This window comes from Nocardioides sp. Leaf285, from assembly GCF_001422955.1.
GTDB lineage: Bacteria > Actinomycetota > Actinomycetes > Propionibacteriales > Nocardioidaceae > Nocardioides > Nocardioides kribbensis.
Genome location: NZ_LMNH01000001.1, coordinates 910766 through 927086, shown reverse-complemented (window position 1 = coordinate 927086; position 16321 = coordinate 910766). Strand labels below are relative to the sequence as shown.

The window sequence follows — 16321 nt, the reverse complement described above, 5'->3', positions numbered from 1 at the left end:
TCGGCACGTGCGGCGCAGGAGGAAGGCCGCTGGTTCGTCCTCGACGAAGCCTTCGCTCTCCTCGACAACACAAGGCGGGCCACCGGCCAGCAGCGACGGGGCTTCAACGATCGGTTCGTCGTCATCGACATCGTTGAGGATGAGAGACCAGTTCGGGGGCGATGGCTCCGTCAGGATCAGAGGCGACGGAGCCGTCGCCTGGAGGGCGAGCCTCCAGGTCAAGACCCCGGCGGCGAGGCGTATCCACTACTGGGTTCTCTCCTCCGGGCAGATCGAGCTCGCCCGTGTCACCGCGCACGACGACTTCGACGCTAGAACCAGCCGCACTCGTTAAAGAAGGCTGCTAGCACTCCTAAACTGGGACGAGCATTGCGAGAACCGTCATCAATGTCGGACCTCTTGACTACGCTCGCTTGCCATGACGGCCTACAGTTTCGGCGCCCGCTGGGTCGGAGTCGTAGCTCTTCGCGAACCACCTCAGCCCGAGCCGGTCCATAAGATGGCCCTCCGACTTCGCCAGCAGTCAAGGTCCCGGGGCGTCCGCCTCGACGGCGTCGATATGCCGGCCGACCAAGTGGTTCGCCAACTCGCGCGCATTCGAGTGCGCGAGGGTCTCGCCGGCCGCTCCGCACGGGCGCGCGAGTGCCTCGTTGCCGAACGGTCGATCCGCGCGGGCCGGGCTCCGAAGCTTCGGGCGTGGCTGCGAAAGCGGCTTCAAGAACCGGCGAGCGCCTCCCCGCCTGCCTTAATCCGCACGGGCGGCCCGAAACCACCGGCGACGCCGCGCGTCCATGTCGGTACCCAACGGCCTGCCGAGCGCGACCGAATCGTGGCGACCGGCTGGGCCACCGGCTACCCCCAGGCCCCTGACTCGCCGTGGCTGCCCCCGCTCAACCCGCCCTTTGTCGCGGCGGTCCGCGATCTCGGGCTTGAGCCCGACGAGGAGGGACTCCGGTGGCTCCGCTGGGCGAACCTCCACTCGAGCTACCTCTACGAGTCGGTATCCAACAGTCCGCTCAGCCAGGGCGTCCTGGAGATCCTGGCCATGCTGGGTCGAGGTTGGATGCGGCTCGCAATGCTTGATCGCGCCCGCGCGCAACTCGGCGAATTCGATTCAAATGATGCGGTCAGCAAAGTGCTTGCCGCCGACCAGCACGCTCGGACCGCGCTCGCAGCCTGGGCCACCCATGTTGGCGCTGGCCTGTACGGAAAGGGTGAAGCGAGCGTCCAGGCCTCCGGCCGTCCCACAACTTCCAGGGAGGTCGTTGCGACGCAACTGCTCGGGGCGCTCTCGCTCGTCGCTGCTTCGCAACGACCCGCTGACATCCTCCTCGCGGCCGTCAACTACCAAGCACCAGCTCCAGAGCCGGACTGGCTCAACGTGCTCGTCACCCAACTCAAGGTGCAGCCAGACTTCGAGCGGCGCAATGAGGGCCCCGATCACGACAAGACGTTCACGGTCACGGTCCGCGCCTCCGGTCGCTCCGCGAGCGCATCCGCGGGATCAGCGAAAGCTGCACGAAAGGCGGCGCTACGTGAGTTCGTCACCCGCCACCTCCCGCATGCGCTCCCGAAGCCCGCGGCCAGAGCCACGCCGCCTCGGCCGCGTGCCTATCAGGCACGGCTGCCGGCGCACAACCAAGCTGTCACGTGGGCGCAGCACGCGTTCGAGGTCACCGACGCTGGCCTCCTTGCACAGGCACTCACGCACCGCTCCTGGGCCTACGAGAACCGTGCGCTGGTGAGCGCAGCGCACCAACGCGACTACGGAACCCTCGCTGCCGAAGGATCAGAGATCCTCACGCATCTTGTGCGGCACCAACACGCTCTCCAGTTGCTCAACGCCTCGTTCGAGATCCCTGTCGGGCGGACCACGTCGCCGAACGTCACCGGGCAGTCGGTGGTCGAACTGTTCGATGCGATGCCGATCGCGGACGGCGTGCTCCGCTCGCGCGGCCTCAGCGAACTCGGTAAGGACTTGCGCGAGGACGTAGCGCAGGCGATCGCCGCAGCGTCCTGGCGCGCAAACGGCGACCTGATGGCCGAGCGTCAGCCAGCCGTTGTCTCTCAATGGGTCCGGAGCTTCACACCGCCAGCCGACCCGACAACCCAGCTGCAGGAGTACTGCTCCCGCGCCAAGGTCACGTTCGACTTCGACTTCGAACGACGGGGCCCAGACCACCTGCAGGAGTACCGAGCCACAGTCACTTTCGACGTCGCCGGGAAACCCTCGTGGGTCGGCGAATGGCGCGCAGGCAAGACGCCCGCGAAGCAATCGGCATCGGCAGGCGCCTTGAGCCTGCTCCTCGATGAGGCGCCGCAGCAGCCCGTCCCATCAGGCCAGGATGCGGCGATCGTCCGGGGCGTTTTTCTCGCAGAACTGCGTGCGATCGACCCTCGGAACGTCGCTTCGGCCAAGGAGATCGCCAATGGCACGCTGGGCGTAGATCTATTGGCCGTCGGCGACTACCAGGCGTACGACACGTGGTCGAGGAGCCGGAGCTTTCTGCTCCCAAGCACGGACTCCGCAGTTGCGCAGCGGCTCACCGACTACTACGAGGCTGTTCTCTCCTCGCAGCGTCGGGATGCGGTGACTCAATGGATCGTGCAACACACCCCGGCACGCGGGGGCCAGTCGGCCGATCCGGCACAGCGGATCCGCGCCTGGTGGACAGGGGAAGACCCGAGCCTTCTCGTGCTCGCAGAGGACCTGCTGACCGAACTCCGCAAACCCGACCCCGGCGAGGCGATCCTGACCTTCGTCGAGACACAGGCCCGCGCCGTCGCCGCAGCCGCAGACACGCGCGTGGAGGTCGAACGCATCGACGACGAGAATGCGCGGACCCTGGCCATCCGCATCGGGGGCGCCGAGTTCTCGGCCGCGTTCGAACCGGTCGTCTCCCTGGTCGAATTGGCCGGTGTCGGCGCGTCGTGGGCGCGTGAGCCTCAAGCGATCTTCCTGACCGTTCCCCGGCCACCAACAGCTACGAACCGGATCGGCGCAGCAGCAGCCAATGCGTTGACGGCCGTTTCCAACGGTCCGTGGCTCGCGGACGTGCAAACGGCGCTGACCTCCTTCCTGACCATCACGGAGCGCCTCTTCGCGACTTCCGACGAGCCGACTGCAGCTGCCATGGATGAGCTGTCGCTCGCCGAGCTCACCCTGATCCTCCAGCTTCAGGCCAGCGACGAGGACGACGACTAGGCCATGCTCGGATATCGCGCACACTTCGAAGTCGCTGACCGAACTACCGTGGTCGACGACACCCTGGGTGAATTGCGAACCTGGCTATCGGGTAAGGGCTACGACCCGGACGCCATCGGCGCCGGCGCCGCTGCGCAGATCGCCGCCGACGTCGACGCCGCGATCATCAGGGTCAGCCGCGATGACGGGTCGCGGTCGCTACGCGCACAAGTCGTCGAGCGGAAGCCGGAAGGGTCTTGGACCAGCGAACTAACGGTCCACTTCCCAGCCGACGAGGGCGAAGCGGCCTCGATATTGCTCGACATCCACAGCCCCGCGACCGACGAGACCCAATCCATCGCAACTGGCGTACCGCGCCTTGCGCGCGGGCTCCTCGGCACGCTCGACGTCCGGGACTCGCTCGCGCGACTTTCCGACCAGCCCATCATCGTCCGGGCCAACGAGGTAGGCGCCCTCGCTGCAGCCGTCCGGGATCCTCATAGGCGCGGCCTGCTCTTCGTCGCCGGTAGCTCGGACTCCCTGCCCCTCAAGGCATGGACCAGGTACGTCGCGAAGCTGCTACGTCAGACCGCGGGCCTGGCGTCGGCGTATGTCCTCGACGCCGATGCCACCAGGCTCCTCGGGGCCGATCTCGGCCCGACCCACGCGGTTGCCGCTGGAACCCTGCGCACGTATCTGCCCGGCGTGGACACCGACAGCGAGCTTGACGCACGCCGCCACCGCATTCTGTCCACTACGAGGATCGTCAACGACCGAAGCCAATGGCTCGCCGCCATTCTCGGGCGCAGAGCCAAGGAGAACGCGCTTGAGGCTGACCTTCCGCCGGCGCTTCAAGCCGTTCTCGACGAGATCGCAGCGACCGCCGATGACGCACTCCTCGGCCGCGTCCGAGCATCGGAACCCGAACCATCCAGTCCCGCAGAACCAGCCGCAGTGCCCGCCGAGAATGCGGTGCCGGCGCCGGGCGATGTTGCCGCCACGGTCGCTGAGGCCATTGAGGACGATGCGCCGGCCCAGCCGGAGACCGTGGATGAACCCGCGACCAACACGACGCTGTCCCGCGCTGACGAGGCCTACCTCGCGGCGTCTGCGGTCATGCACGACGTACTTGGCATATCCGATCCCATGCCGCAGGACTGGGCCACGCTTGGCGAGATCGCCCGGCTCGGGCTCCAGGCCGAACGGAACCAGGCCGAGGTCGCCAGCCGCATTGAGGACCTCCGCCTCGAAAACAGTCAGCTTGGGCAGGACAAGCGCAACGTCGGCCGCCGCCTCGAGGACGAACAACTCGAACATGCCGCGACATTCGCGACCCTGACTAGCGCCGAGGACGAACTCCGACGGCTGCGAGCTCTGCTCCTGCAAACAGAGCAGGCCGCTGCTGTCTATGCCGCAGGCGACGAGACAATCGACGATGAGCCACCCGCATCGTTCGTCGACCTACTGGCGAACGTGCCCGACCTCCCCGGCATCGAGTTCACCGGCGACGAGGCGATCTCGGTCCGCCTCGACGTCCACGACCCCCTCGGACTGTGGGCTTCCAAGACCTGGGCCGTGCTCCAAGCACTGTCGGACTACGCCCAAGCCTCAGTCGCCGGACGCTGCGACCGCGACGTACACGGATATCTGCTGAACCTGCCCGACGGCTGTCGCGGCTACTCAGCAAACAAGCACGCAACAAACGAATCTGAAGACGTCCAGAAGAACTCGAAATTCTCCGAAGCCCGCTTCCTCCCCGTTCCCGAAGCCGTCGAGCCCGCTGGCCGGATCGCCATGATGGCGCACTTCAAGATCGCGCAGTCCGGTCTCATCAGCCCGAGACTTCACTACTACGACGACGTGACACGAAGCGGCAAGGTGTACATCGGCTACATCGGTCCGCACCTCCCGACCAAGCGAACCAATTGAAACCCCGCCCCAGGACGCCTGAGTAGACCACCCCCGAAAGGCGAAGGACTTCCGAGGGCTCCGGCTCACGGCTGGCGCACCGTCGGCCCGACCAGCAACCAACGGCCCGTCGATGCCCACGTCGGCGCGCGAATCCTTGAGTTGCTCGATGACCGGTTGGACTTGACCCGCTCTGATGGACACCAGATTGTGAGCCGCAGGCTCACGAAGGGAGTCCGTTATGGGCCGTCCGTCGAAGTACCCAGCTGAGTTCCAGACCGAGGCTGTTCGTCTGGTCCTGACCACCGACAAGGCGATGGTCCTGACCACCGACAAGGCGATTGGACTTGACCCGCTCTGATGGACACCAGATTGTGAGCCGCAGGCTCACGAAGGGAGTCCGTTATGGGCCGTCCGTCGAAGTACCCAGCTGAGTTCCAGACCGAGGCTGTTCGTCTGGTCCTGACCACCGACAAGGCGATGGCCGAGGTCGCTCGCGACCTCGGGATCAACTACAAGACCCTCGGCGCCTGGGTGCGCAGGGAACGCGAGCAGAAGACGCTCGACGCCCTGCCGGGCGCGCTCAGCGGGCGCGCTCAGCGAGCATGAGCGTCTTGAGTTGAAGCGGCTGCGCAAGGAGGTCGCCGACCTCAAGGTCGAACGCGAGATCCTGCGCAAGGCAGCCGCCTATTTCGCCAAGGAGACGACCAGGTGAGCCGCTTCCGGTTCGTCTCCGAACACCATGAGTCCTACGGGATCAAGCGGCTCTGCCAGGTGCTCGGCGTGAGCCGATCGGGGTTCTACGCCTGGACCACTCGCGGGCCGTCCACGCACGCTCAGCGCGACGCCGAGTTGGCAGCGGTGGTTGTTGAGGTTCACAGCCGTTCGCGGCGGACCTACGGCTCACCGCGGGTGCATGCCGAACTCGGTCGGCTTGGGCACCGCACCGGCCGCAAGCGGGTCGCGCGTCTGATGCGTGAGCACGGCTTGGTCGGCGCGCACTCCCGCCGAAGGTGGCGCACCGGGAAGCCGAACACCGCCTGGGCACCCGACCGCGTCGAACGCGACTTCAACCCCGCCCGCCGCGACCAGCTCTGGGCCGCCGATGTCACCCAGTTCCGCACCGACGAAGGCTGGCTCCACTTCGCCGGCGTCATCGACCTCTACTCACGTCGGGTCGTGGGTTGGGCCATGGGCACCACGCCGGACGCCGACCTCGTCATCGATGCGCTCGTGATGGCGTTCGGACGACGGCGACCCGACCAGCGGATCATCCACCACGCCGACCGCGGCGCGGCCTACACAAGCCTCGCCTTCGGCCAGCAGCTCGAGCGGCTCGGGATCGCTGCCTCGTTCGGCTCCACCGGCGACGCCTTCGATAACGCCGCGGTCGAGTCGACTTGGTCTGTATTGAAGCGGGAACTGGCCTGGATCCACGGCCGGCAGACCTGGCGAAGTCGGGACCTGCTGCGCTCGGCGATCTTCGACTACGTCGAGGGCTTCTACAACACCACCCGCATCAAGCAGCGGCTCGGATACCGTTCACCCGCACAGTTCGAAGAGCAGGCCTCGGCCTGAAAAACCATGTCCACCGGAGCGGGTCAAGTCCAGGTGGGCGTACTCGTCCGGCAGCGGGTCCGATTCGAAGTCGCGGTAGCCACCCCGGGAGGCGATTTCGCCGCCGAGATCGATAAGTGCGCGGGATTGGCCTGCGTAGGCGAGGAAGTCCTCAAGACGCTCGCGGGGCCACCACCTGGATACGACAGCGAGGACGGGGTCGTCGGTGGGACAACCGAGCGCGATCCACGCGGCCAGCCCGCGGTCCGGCCGGGTCCAGCCGAGACCGAAGTGCAGAAGGTGAAGCAGGGGCGCCCAATAGGCCAAGAGCTCACCGTGACGATCGTGCTGCTCTTCGCTTGCGCTCCGCGCATAGCCAAGTGTCGGATCTGCAGGCAGCGGTAGCTCCAGACCAGGCACTGCGGTCGCCTGCCAAGCCAAGGACGGGTGATAGATCCATGGGCCGGTGTCGCCGTACACACGTTGGGCCTTGGGCCGGTTGGTCCATCCCTCCCAGTAAGAGTTCACACCTGGGCACCGCTCAGGACGTCGACCAACTGGGACGTGGCGGCCACCAGTGGGTCTAGACCGGCCGCCACCACGTCGCGTCGAATCTCGAGCATCAAGCCGGTTACGTCAGGATTCCTGCCGTACTGGCCGAGGGGGATGTAGCAGCCGGCGAATGGGGAGTCCAAGCCGATCTGGTCGAGCGGTGCCGCGAGCGCGAACGCGCCGCGTGCGGATGTCACCAGGCTGTCGGGAGTGTGGAACGGATCTGTACCCAGGCACACTTCCGGACGTGGACCGTCGCCTTGGCGTTCGTAGGGCAGTGCGTTTCGCGGGTAGGAGTGCACGTCGAGGACCGTGACCCGACCCGCCGCTGCGAGACGTTGGCTCACCAGCTGAGCCAACGCGTCGGCGTACGGATCGAAGTAGGTGGCGATCAGCGCTGTTCGCTCAGTGTCAGTGGGCCGGCGCAGGACCTCCAGTTGTGTCGTGCGTTCGTAGACCGCCCCCATCCCGACCTCGTTCATCTCTTCGCGCTCATCGGGGAACCGCTCGGGATCCACGACCAGTCGCGAGAAACGGTTGACGAAGACCCACGGCCTCAGGTGCGCAGCGTCGGCAGCGCGTATCGCGATCTCGTCGGTGCGAGCATCGGTGATCGCGGTGAGTTCCAGATCAAGCTCGGCGTCGTCGAGCACGATCCCGGCCCGCTCGTGCGCCGGGATCCGCCGCGACGAGTGCGGCACGTGCAACACCACCGGAGAGGCAGCGTCGCCCGGAACGATCTCGAAGTTGTTCACACTTCTCCTGCGCTGCGCACCAGGTCGTCGTCGCGGCGCACCGCACAGCCAGCCGCTGCGAGCGCCCCGCACAGCGCCTCTTCCTGGTCGGGGGCGATCTGGAGAACGGGTCCGTTGAACACGGTGTCGACAACAGCGCCGACCTCGAACGTTCCGCGCCCGGGCCAGTCTCCCTGCACCAGCTCCAGACTCAGCCCCCCTGGCATCGGCGGCCAGTCTCCGTCGGCCACGACACCAAGCTCAGTGACGTCAAAGGGAGCATCATCGTCTTGGGCGGCTTCTAGGTCCTGCACCGCGAACGGCGGCGCCAGGCACTGGGCCCGATTGGCCAGATCACGCGCCTGACCCCAGGTCGAGGCTGCGCGCCACCCGTCGAGCTCGCGCGCGGCCGCCACCGCGTAGGCCTCGGGCAAAAACACAAGATCGCCGGTGCTGGTCTGCCCGATCACGGTCGGCCCGGGCCAGTCATAGTCACGAGGTGTCGTCATGGTCACCAGGGTGTCAGGCAGGTCCGACAGTCGCGTACAACTGAAGCGCGTCGCGCGCCTGTCGGTCGGCGGTGATAGACAACGTCCCGAGAACTGTCAGGAAGGAGCGGGCTGATCATGGACGTCGTCTCGGGGTGTCGCGACCGGCAACGCCAACTGCTCCTGCAGCTCGACGACAACGGCGCCTTGCCGCTACCCGAGTTCCAAGCGGCACTGGATGAGACGGAGTGCTCCGAGAGGCACCTCCTGCGTCTCGGGGATCTCGATTCCCAGTTGCTCCGAGGAGGTTCCGACGGCGCCATCGGCCTCACCACCGAAGGTCGTGAATGGCTACTCGAAGCAGATCGACCTGCGCGTGACTGGGCCCGCCACGTCGCTCCACCGAGCCCTCCCCTGCGCGCCTGGCAGACCGAGGCACTCGACTCCTGGAGCAGCCATGGTCGCCACGGGGTGATCGAGGCGGTCACCGGCACCGGCAAGTCCCGCGTGGGCGTCGAGGCGGCCCGCGAGGCCCTTGACGACGACTACGACGTCATCGTCATGGTCCCGACCATCGACCTGGTCGAACAGTGGGTCAAGACGCTGCGTCAGCACGGCCTTCCCAGCGTCGGCGCACTCGGCGACGGTCAGCGCGCGAGCCTGCGTAGCCATCGCATCATCGTCGGCACCGTCCAGTCCCTCTATCTGGAACCACCGACCCGACCCGACGGCAAGATCCTCCTGATCGCCGACGAGTGCCACCGCTACGGTGCCGGTCAATGGCGTCGAGCCCTGCACGCCTCCTACCGGCGCCGACTCGGGCTGACTGCCACGTTCGAACGCAACGACGACGGACTGGAGAGCCTGCTGCACTACTTCGGTGGGCCGCCGGTGTTCCGTATCGGGTTCCCACGCGCCATCCGAGACGGCGTGGTGGCCCACTACGACGTACAGCTGCTCGGCGTACCACTCTCCGCGCGCGAACGGGCTGACTATGACGAGGCAGACCGGACCGCGCGCGATGCCCGGATCCAGCTGCTCTCTGCTGGCTTCCCAGCCGAGCCGTTCGGTGCGTTCCTGCACGAGGTCCAGCGTGCTGCCGATGACGATCCCGATCCCGATCCCACGATCAGCGACGTGGCACGTCGCTACCTCAAGGCGTTCTCCACGCGCATCGATGTCATGACCAGCGCCCAGGCCAAGCTCGAGGTCACCACCAAGCTCGCGGCGCGAGTCAATGCCTCCAGCGGCGCCATCCTCTTCACCCGACGAGTCGGCATGGCCGAGGAGATCTCCGCGACGCTCGTCGAGGCCGGGGTCAAGGCAGCCCCTATCCACAGCGACCTGAGCAGAGGCGAACGCAAGGACCGACTGGCCGCTTTGCGCGCGGGGCGCCTCAAGGCCGTCGTCGCTCCCACCGTGCTCGACGAGGGCATCGACGTCCCCGACATCGACCTCGCGGTCGTCATGGGGGGCTCGCGCTCACGACGTCAGATGATCCAGCGGATGGGACGGGTGCTCCGCCTCAAACCTGACGGCGGCAAAGCCACCTTCGTCGTCGTGTACGCCCTCGGCACCGCCGAGGACCTGGGGGTGAGCGACGGCACCGAAAGCTGCCTAGACCTCATCGTCGAGTGCGCCGACAGCGTCACCCCCCTCACCCTCGACGACGACCGAGTCATCCCGTCCGACCTGGTGCATCGCCGCACCATCGACCCCTCGCCCACGTTCCACCTCGACCACGTCGCGCCCGCGAGCCACCCCGTGCGACCTGGCGCCGTGCGTGACTACCGCACCGCGCACGGCACAGACGAGGAGGACGCCAACGAGTCGCTGCGCCGTCTCCTGCACGACCTGCTGCTCATCGGCGGCGTACGCCCCTCGAAGGCAACCCCAGCCGGGTTCGTGCTCAGCAGCTCCGGCTTCGAGCTCTTGGTCAGCGCCGACGGCGTCACCGGCTACCGCTCCCAGCGACCTGACGCCGCCACCTGGGAAGACCTGATGGACAGTGAGGACGAGACCACCGCCGACGACGACGTTGACGTTGACGACGGGGCAACGTCTTCACCAGTGCCGATGCCGGTCATCGAACCGGCCCGACAGCCACCTGGACCACCGGCGCCGCATACGTCCCCACCCCCGGGCCCGTCAGACGACTATGCGGAGCCACACTTCATCGACCACCTCGAGCGACTCGCAGCGCTGCATCGCGAGGGTCTGCTCACCGCAGCTGAGTTCTCTACCGCCAAGTCACGACTTCTCGGTTGAAGGGCTACGACGACGGGGTGCCGCTGCCCCGAACGCACATTCGGCTGCCGTGATCCGTGAACACGATCGGGAATGGCTTCGGAGTGCTGAACATCCCTCCAGCGAGGATGAATCCTCACAGTGAGGTGTCAACCGGAATCTGGGCAGTCCCCTCGCTCCCACCGGGGTCGCGTCGTGGCCCACGAAGCCGTTGCCCCGCGTGGCGATCTGCGAAGGTGGGCGCATGAAGATCCTGACGCACGTCTTTAACCCACCGAGTCTCGTCGCTCAACTCAACGCCGCCGGCTTCCCCGCCGAGATTAGGCACCTCGGCCATCCTGACTTCCACATCTTCGTCAGTACGTCCTCGGAGACTCGTGAGGACGCGCTGGCGCTCGTCAAGAGCTTTGACCCGGAAACGCAGGTTCTGGACTGAACGGGATGAGCCGCCAACGCGCCACGGCGAACTCACCCCCTTGCGTGCCTTGTCGGTGGGTTCTGCCAGAGTCCCGACATGCTGAATGCCGATGATCCGTTGGTTCCCGTCCCCGTTCGTGTCGAGGATTACGTACATCAGGCTCTCATGGACCAGCCCGGTGCCGACGTCATCGAATTGATCAGCAGGTTCCACACCGAGTTTGCCGTGAGGATGACGGGGTTCGATTCGGTCGGAAACCCGATTCCGCCTCCGGACTCTCACGTGCTCGATCATCTCGCTCGCGCATGGGACCTCACCGATGTCGAGGGCGCCGGAGACCGGCCCGCTGCGGGGACCGTCGTGTGCCCTATTGAAGAGCTCGAGTGCGAGCTGTGCGGGGCGCGGGCCCGATATGAGTCCCCACTCGTCATCCGGGGCCAGCGCGTACGGGTCGAGTTGTGCCTCGAGTGCATGCGAGAGCGCGGAGACCCCGTTCTGGGTGGGTCGGGCTCGGTGTATTTCATGTACTTCGACGAGGTCTCGGCGGCGGTGCGTGCGGTGTGCGACGGGATCTGCACACGCAAGGGTCGCGCAAGCATCTGGGGCGGCCCAACCACTGCGCAGGCAGACACAGGTGGAGGTTCCTCACCGACGACCCCAGTGGGCGGACGGGCCTCCGACCCACCGCCCCTCGGTGCCGTGACGGTGGCGGTTCGACTTCGCCGCCTGTGGCTCGACGAGTTCGGACCCGCGTTCGACGAGCACGACCATGACCTGGCTGAGGTCTGGCGGGATTGCGCGGTCCGTCGCTTGGGGCCAGACCTGGTCGTGACCGGGCAGATCTCATTCGGCGACGGAGACCCGTTCGCCGACCAGTTCAGCCAGCGCCTGGCGGCCCGCCTCACGGAGCGCACCCGGGGAAGCGTCCGGGCCCTCAGGTACGAGCACTCGGAACGACCACTGAAGACCCCCCAGAGATCTCGCACCTCGAACTTGGATGTCTTCCATCCGGCTGACCTCACCGTCCCCATCGAGAAGACAGCCAACGGCATTTCGGCTCGGCTGGCGGGTGCCTCTAATCCTGCCAAGGTTGCACTGAGCGGACTGCACCTCGCCGCAGTGAGTAGGCACCGGATCTGGTTCGCAGCCGCATCTGCCGAGGTGAAAGCCACCGTTGGGAAGACCCCTGGTGCGGCCGGTGAGCTCGCATTGGCCGTGAAGGCCGTGCAACGCAAGGATCCGCTGTACGACATCTTCGTCGACTCCGAGGCTGCCTCGCTTCCTAGCGCAACAGCACTTGTCCGGAAAGGACACTGACATGGGATGGCTTAGCCGTCGGCCACACATCGAGTCCGAAAGCCTCGAGCCCCACGACGTATTGACCGTGATAGCGATCGAGCACGAGGTTTCGCAAAGCGGCGATGCCAGCACGTTCGCTTCGTGGCTCTACACCAACTTGATGAGCACGCCCGAGGCCATTCAGCAGAACCGCGCCGCGGTCGAGTTCGTGTGGGAGGGGTACTCGGACGATCCGCGCGAGCTGTGGGACATTCCCGAGGTAGTGGCGTTCAACCGAGACGTGAACGAGCGCTGGCCCTGCTCGCTGTACTTCCTCCACCCTGACAGCAACTCGATGCTCGTCATGGTCTTCTCCCTACTGGGGGCAACACTGGTTCGCGAGCCCGTGGCTGGTCGGGGAGTGTCGCGGGTGGATCGACGCGCGCTCTCGGAATTGATCTCAACGAGTTGGGAACCGATACTCCGAAAGGTCGCGGGTCTGGCGCGCGTGCCCGATTCCCTGGTTGACGACATGCTCCAAAGCGCGACGAACCGCTTCTTTGCCTTGAGCGCTGGGAGCTAGCGCAGGTCGATCAGGGGTTTCTCCAGGGTCGCGCTCGCACCGTCCGTATCCGAGAGTCGCTGGCCAAGAGTTCTGGTGGCGAGCTCGATCGGCAAGGCGGCCGAGAACTTGAGGCCGGAGACGGCCTCGACTCCTGGATTCGGAACTGCGGCAGGGTCGGCCGCGCGTAGATCGAGCGCGGCGGGGACGTCGACGTAGTCGTTCTCGACGCCCTGCGCTTCCAGGCCCAGGCCGGCGAGCAACGTCGCGTTCGCCTTGAGGCCCGCCCAGGTCCAAACCCAACGCCTTTCTCCGCGCTTCCAGACTACGAGGCCATGTGAGCTCACCTCGGCGGCGTGGTCGTCGCGAAGACGATCCAGTGAACCGGGGACTCGCTTCGACAGGGGAACGTCGGGTGTCGCTCCTAGGAGCACCTCAAGACGTGCCTGAGTCATCTCATACGACAGTGCGATCGCGTCGGAGGGCCACTTCACATCGCCCTTCCTCTGGATCTCCTCGACCCAGACGGTGAAACGTTCCCAGTCGACGTCGCGGATGTGCCAACCTCGTCCGGCCAGGATCAAAGGCTTCAGCTCGCGATCATTCGGAGCTGGCAGCGAGAGTGGCGACACGAAGCCAATCTCTTTGGTGCCGGCGACCACTCGGAGTTCCGGAGCAGCAACGAAGGACGACAGGAGTTCGATGAAGTTGCGGTTGCCGAACTCCTCTTCGGCGCGCGGCCCGATGGACAGCAGACCCGAGTCCTCGACTAGGAAGTTGGCCGACCTTAGGTAGTCGAGGACGTCAGGTCCGTCTGCCATAAGTGGGAGATCGCCCCACCAATCCCCCATCGCCGAGGGTCCAAACCGCCCCTCCTGGAGCGCAAGTGCCAAGAGCTGTTGGGAAGCCAGGTGCCGAGGGTGCGGGGGCGCGGTGACATCCTCAACGAAGCCCCTGCGCCACAGGAGCAGGAGCGCTGCCGCATCGAGGAGCCCGTCAAGGTTCGTTGCAAGGAACAAGGCGTTGCGAGTGCCTCCGGCGCGACGACCGGTGCGTCCGAGTCGCTGCAAGAACGAGGACACGGTCCTAGGCGCATCGATCTGGATCATGCGGTCGAGGTCGCCGATGTCGATGCCGAGCTCAAGCGTCGAGGTGGCGACGATGACGGTGTTCTGGGCTTCGGCGAAGGCCTGTTCTGAGCGTCGCCGTTCGTCTACCGACAGCGAGGAGTGGGAGACGTAGGTCTGGACGTCTCGTTCCCGGAGTAAGAACGCAAGTTCCTCGGCGCGGCGGCGGGACTCGAGAAACACGAGACGCTTCTCGCCACGGTGTATGCGCGAGATGACGGTGGCCGCGTTCTCCATGCCGCCCACGTAGTCCAGGGTGACTTCGGGTTCTGGATCAGCCGCGGCGGCGTCCGCTTCAACAACCTGAAGCGGGCGGCGACCGTCGGTCGAGCCTTGCATCCACTCTCCCACGGCCCCGGGATTTCCGATCGTTGCCGAAAGTCCAATCCGCTGCAGCTTCCGCCCGATGACCCGCTCGACGCGCTCCAACACCGCGAGCAGGTGCCACCCCCGGTCCGAGCCCGCGAATGAGTGCAGTTCGTCGATCACGACCGCTTGCAGCCCAGAAAAGAACCGCACATGGTCGACGGTCCTGGAGACCAACATGGCCTCGAGTGACTCAGGAGTCGTCAGCAGCACGTCGGGTCGCTCTGCGAGGATGCGGCGCCGTTCCGAAGGGCCGACGTCGCCGTGCCATAGCGCTGTCGTGCGGCCGATCCACTCCGTGTAGCTATGCAGACGCGGCAGGAGGTTGTTGAGCAATGCGCGCAAGGGGGTCACGTAGAGGACCGAAGTGCCACTCCAACCATCGGCGGTCATTCGCGACAGCAGGGGGAAGGTTGCTGCCTCGGTCTTGCCGCCGGCCGTCGGCGCGAGCAGGACGCAGTCGTCACCCGCTCGGACGGGAGCAACCGCCGCGGCTTGCAGCGGCCGCAAACCCGGCCAGCCGAGGGAGTTGACGACGTGATACTCGATTGCCGGGTCGAGGCCCGTTGCGCTCGACATGCGATCAGATCTCCAGGTCGATCTCGTCGACAGTAGCGACGGCTCCCCCGGCGCCTCGGACCTGGGCTGCACGCTCGACATCGGTGAGCTCGTTCGGGTCGACGGTGAGGCGATAGTCGCGGCGCGGGTCGAAGTCCTCGAAGAGCTCGACCCGGTCGAGCACGTCGGCGATGAGCTTCTTCAGGAAGAGTCTCGGCGCGACGCCTGTTCGTCCGCCCAGCTCGCCCCCAACGGCCCCGGCCAAGTCCCCGATGTACGCGTCGTCGACAACGGCGTGAATCCGGTCGGGGTTCTCGGCACCAGCAGCGAAGATGTCGCGGACCCGGGCTCCGAGCTCCACGAGCGAAGCAGCATTGAAACCGGGCAGCCGGATCTGGACTGCCCGCGGATTGTCGAACCGTGCGTCGGTCTGGAAGTCAGTCTGAAGTCGCTGTGCTAGTGGAGGCAGCCGCTGCACACCCTGCTGACCATCGAAGAACGCTGGCGTCCCGGTCATCACAAGGTAGAGGCCCGGGAAGCGTCCGCCGTCGATCTCGTCCAGGAGTTGTCGCAGAGCGTTGAGGGACTTCTCCCGCACGTCGGATCTCATCCGCTGAAGGGTCTCCACCTCGTCGAGGACGAGCACAAGCCCGGCGTAATCCGAGTCCCGGAGGATGGTGAGCAACCCCTGCAGGAAACCGAGTGCCCCGTAGTGATCGAGGTCGCCTCGCACCCCCGCCGCGCGCTTCACGGAGGCGGCGACATGTGGCTGGCCCCCCAGCCAGGCGAGCAGTCCTTCGGCTTGGGCAGCGTCGCCCGCCTGTTGCGCGAGCCGGTAGGACCGGAGCACAGCAGCAAAGGCCGGAGCCTCGCGGGAGACCTCCGCCAGGCGCTTGTCGAGAAGCTCCAGCGTTGTCGTGGTCCCTTCCGCTCCAGCATCCTGGTCGAGGAAGTAGAACCACCCGTCCACGACGTCGCGGATCGCTCCAGAACCGGTCGTGGGGGTGGCGAGGTTCTCGACCAACCGGCGATAGACCGTCTCGAGCTTGTGGAGCGGGGTCTCCGTTTCGCTGATCTGAATTTCGGCCGTCGCGAAGTTCGCCTTCTTCGCGCGTTCGGTCAGCCACCGAGCGAAGAATGTCTTACCGGACCCGTACTCCCCACGCACCGCTTTGAACCCAGCACCACCGTCGGCTACAGCACCGAGTTGGACGTCAATGGTCGACTCGAAGTGCGAGAGACCAACGGCGAGGACGTCTAATCCCTGCCGGGGCACCGTGCCCCGCCGAAGCGCATCGATGATGTCGCGGCGACGCCGTGGACTGATGGAAACACCTGCCAT

At 66.2% G+C, this 16321-nt stretch carries 13 protein-coding genes; 8 read left to right on the top strand and 5 right to left on the bottom strand.

Features of this window, described 5'->3' with window-relative positions; genetic code table 11:
• Nucleotides 1–418: 418 nt before the first annotated feature.
• The 4 genes from ASF47_RS04255 to ASF47_RS04240 all read left to right on the top strand — a co-directional run bounded on the left by ASF47_RS04255 (nucleotide 419) and on the right by ASF47_RS04240 (nucleotide 6670).
• The gene (locus ASF47_RS04255; RefSeq protein WP_156697721.1) at nucleotides 419–3205 is read left to right on the top strand and encodes a hypothetical protein; all 2787 of its coding nucleotides are present in this window, start codon (nucleotides 419–421) and stop codon (nucleotides 3203–3205) included.
• Between the two features lie 48 nt (nucleotides 3206–3253).
• Nucleotides 3254–5113, top strand: a complete 1860-nt coding sequence (locus ASF47_RS04250; protein ID WP_156697720.1) for a hypothetical protein — start codon at nucleotides 3254–3256, stop codon at nucleotides 5111–5113.
• A 384-nt stretch (nucleotides 5114–5497) separates the two neighbouring features.
• The gene (locus tag ASF47_RS04245; RefSeq protein ID WP_082499962.1) at nucleotides 5498–5701 is read left to right on the top strand and encodes a transposase; all 204 of its coding nucleotides are present in this window, start codon (nucleotides 5498–5500) and stop codon (nucleotides 5699–5701) included.
• Between the two features lie 102 nt (nucleotides 5702–5803).
• Nucleotides 5804–6670: an IS3 family transposase gene (locus ASF47_RS04240; RefSeq protein ID WP_056862679.1), complete on the top strand. Its 867-nt coding sequence runs from the start codon at nucleotides 5804–5806 to the stop codon at nucleotides 6668–6670.
• On the opposite strand, the gene ASF47_RS04235 is transcribed toward ASF47_RS04240, so the two are convergent.
• The 3 genes from ASF47_RS04235 to ASF47_RS04225 are packed head-to-tail and all read right to left on the bottom strand — an operon-like array spanning nucleotide 6635 to nucleotide 8444.
• On the bottom strand, nucleotides 6635–7129 hold the full coding sequence (locus tag ASF47_RS04235; protein ID WP_156697719.1) for a hypothetical protein: 495 nt from the start codon (nucleotides 7127–7129) through the stop codon (nucleotides 6635–6637). The genes ASF47_RS04240 and ASF47_RS04235 overlap by 36 nt on opposite strands.
• A gap of 44 nt (nucleotides 7130–7173) precedes the next feature.
• The gene (locus ASF47_RS04230) at nucleotides 7174–7956 is read right to left on the bottom strand and encodes an N-formylglutamate amidohydrolase (protein ID WP_056862677.1); all 783 of its coding nucleotides are present in this window, start codon (nucleotides 7954–7956) and stop codon (nucleotides 7174–7176) included.
• Entirely contained in the window at nucleotides 7953–8444 is a 492-nt protein-coding gene (locus ASF47_RS04225) for a hypothetical protein (RefSeq protein WP_156697718.1), read from the bottom strand. The genes ASF47_RS04230 and ASF47_RS04225 overlap by 4 nt, the downstream gene beginning before the upstream one ends.
• A 117-nt stretch (nucleotides 8445–8561) precedes the next feature.
• Here ASF47_RS04225 and ASF47_RS04220 point away from each other — a divergent pair, with 117 nt between their 5' ends.
• The 4 genes from ASF47_RS04220 to ASF47_RS04205 all read left to right on the top strand — a co-directional run bounded on the left by ASF47_RS04220 (nucleotide 8562) and on the right by ASF47_RS04205 (nucleotide 12949).
• Nucleotides 8562–10691, top strand: a complete 2130-nt coding sequence (locus tag ASF47_RS04220) for a DEAD/DEAH box helicase family protein (RefSeq protein ID WP_056862675.1) — start codon at nucleotides 8562–8564, stop codon at nucleotides 10689–10691.
• Between the two features lie 223 nt (nucleotides 10692–10914).
• On the top strand, nucleotides 10915–11106 hold the full coding sequence (locus tag ASF47_RS04215; protein WP_056862674.1) for a hypothetical protein: 192 nt from the start codon (nucleotides 10915–10917) through the stop codon (nucleotides 11104–11106).
• 78 nt (nucleotides 11107–11184) lie between these two features.
• The gene (locus ASF47_RS04210) at nucleotides 11185–12405 is read left to right on the top strand and encodes a hypothetical protein (protein ID WP_156697717.1); all 1221 of its coding nucleotides are present in this window, start codon (nucleotides 11185–11187) and stop codon (nucleotides 12403–12405) included.
• A gap of 67 nt (nucleotides 12406–12472) precedes the next feature.
• Nucleotides 12473–12949 (top strand): hypothetical protein, encoded by a 477-nt coding sequence (locus tag ASF47_RS04205; RefSeq protein ID WP_156697716.1) that lies wholly within the window; start codon nucleotides 12473–12475, stop codon nucleotides 12947–12949.
• Here ASF47_RS04205 and ASF47_RS04200 read toward each other — a convergent pair.
• Nucleotides 12946–15000, bottom strand: a complete 2055-nt coding sequence (locus ASF47_RS04200; protein ID WP_056862671.1) for a DEAD/DEAH box helicase — start codon at nucleotides 14998–15000, stop codon at nucleotides 12946–12948. The genes ASF47_RS04205 and ASF47_RS04200 overlap by 4 nt on opposite strands.
• Nucleotides 15001–15004: 4 nt before the next feature.
• The gene (gene brxD / locus ASF47_RS04195) at nucleotides 15005–16321 is read right to left on the bottom strand and encodes a BREX system ATP-binding protein BrxD (RefSeq protein WP_056862670.1); all 1317 of its coding nucleotides are present in this window, start codon (nucleotides 16319–16321) and stop codon (nucleotides 15005–15007) included.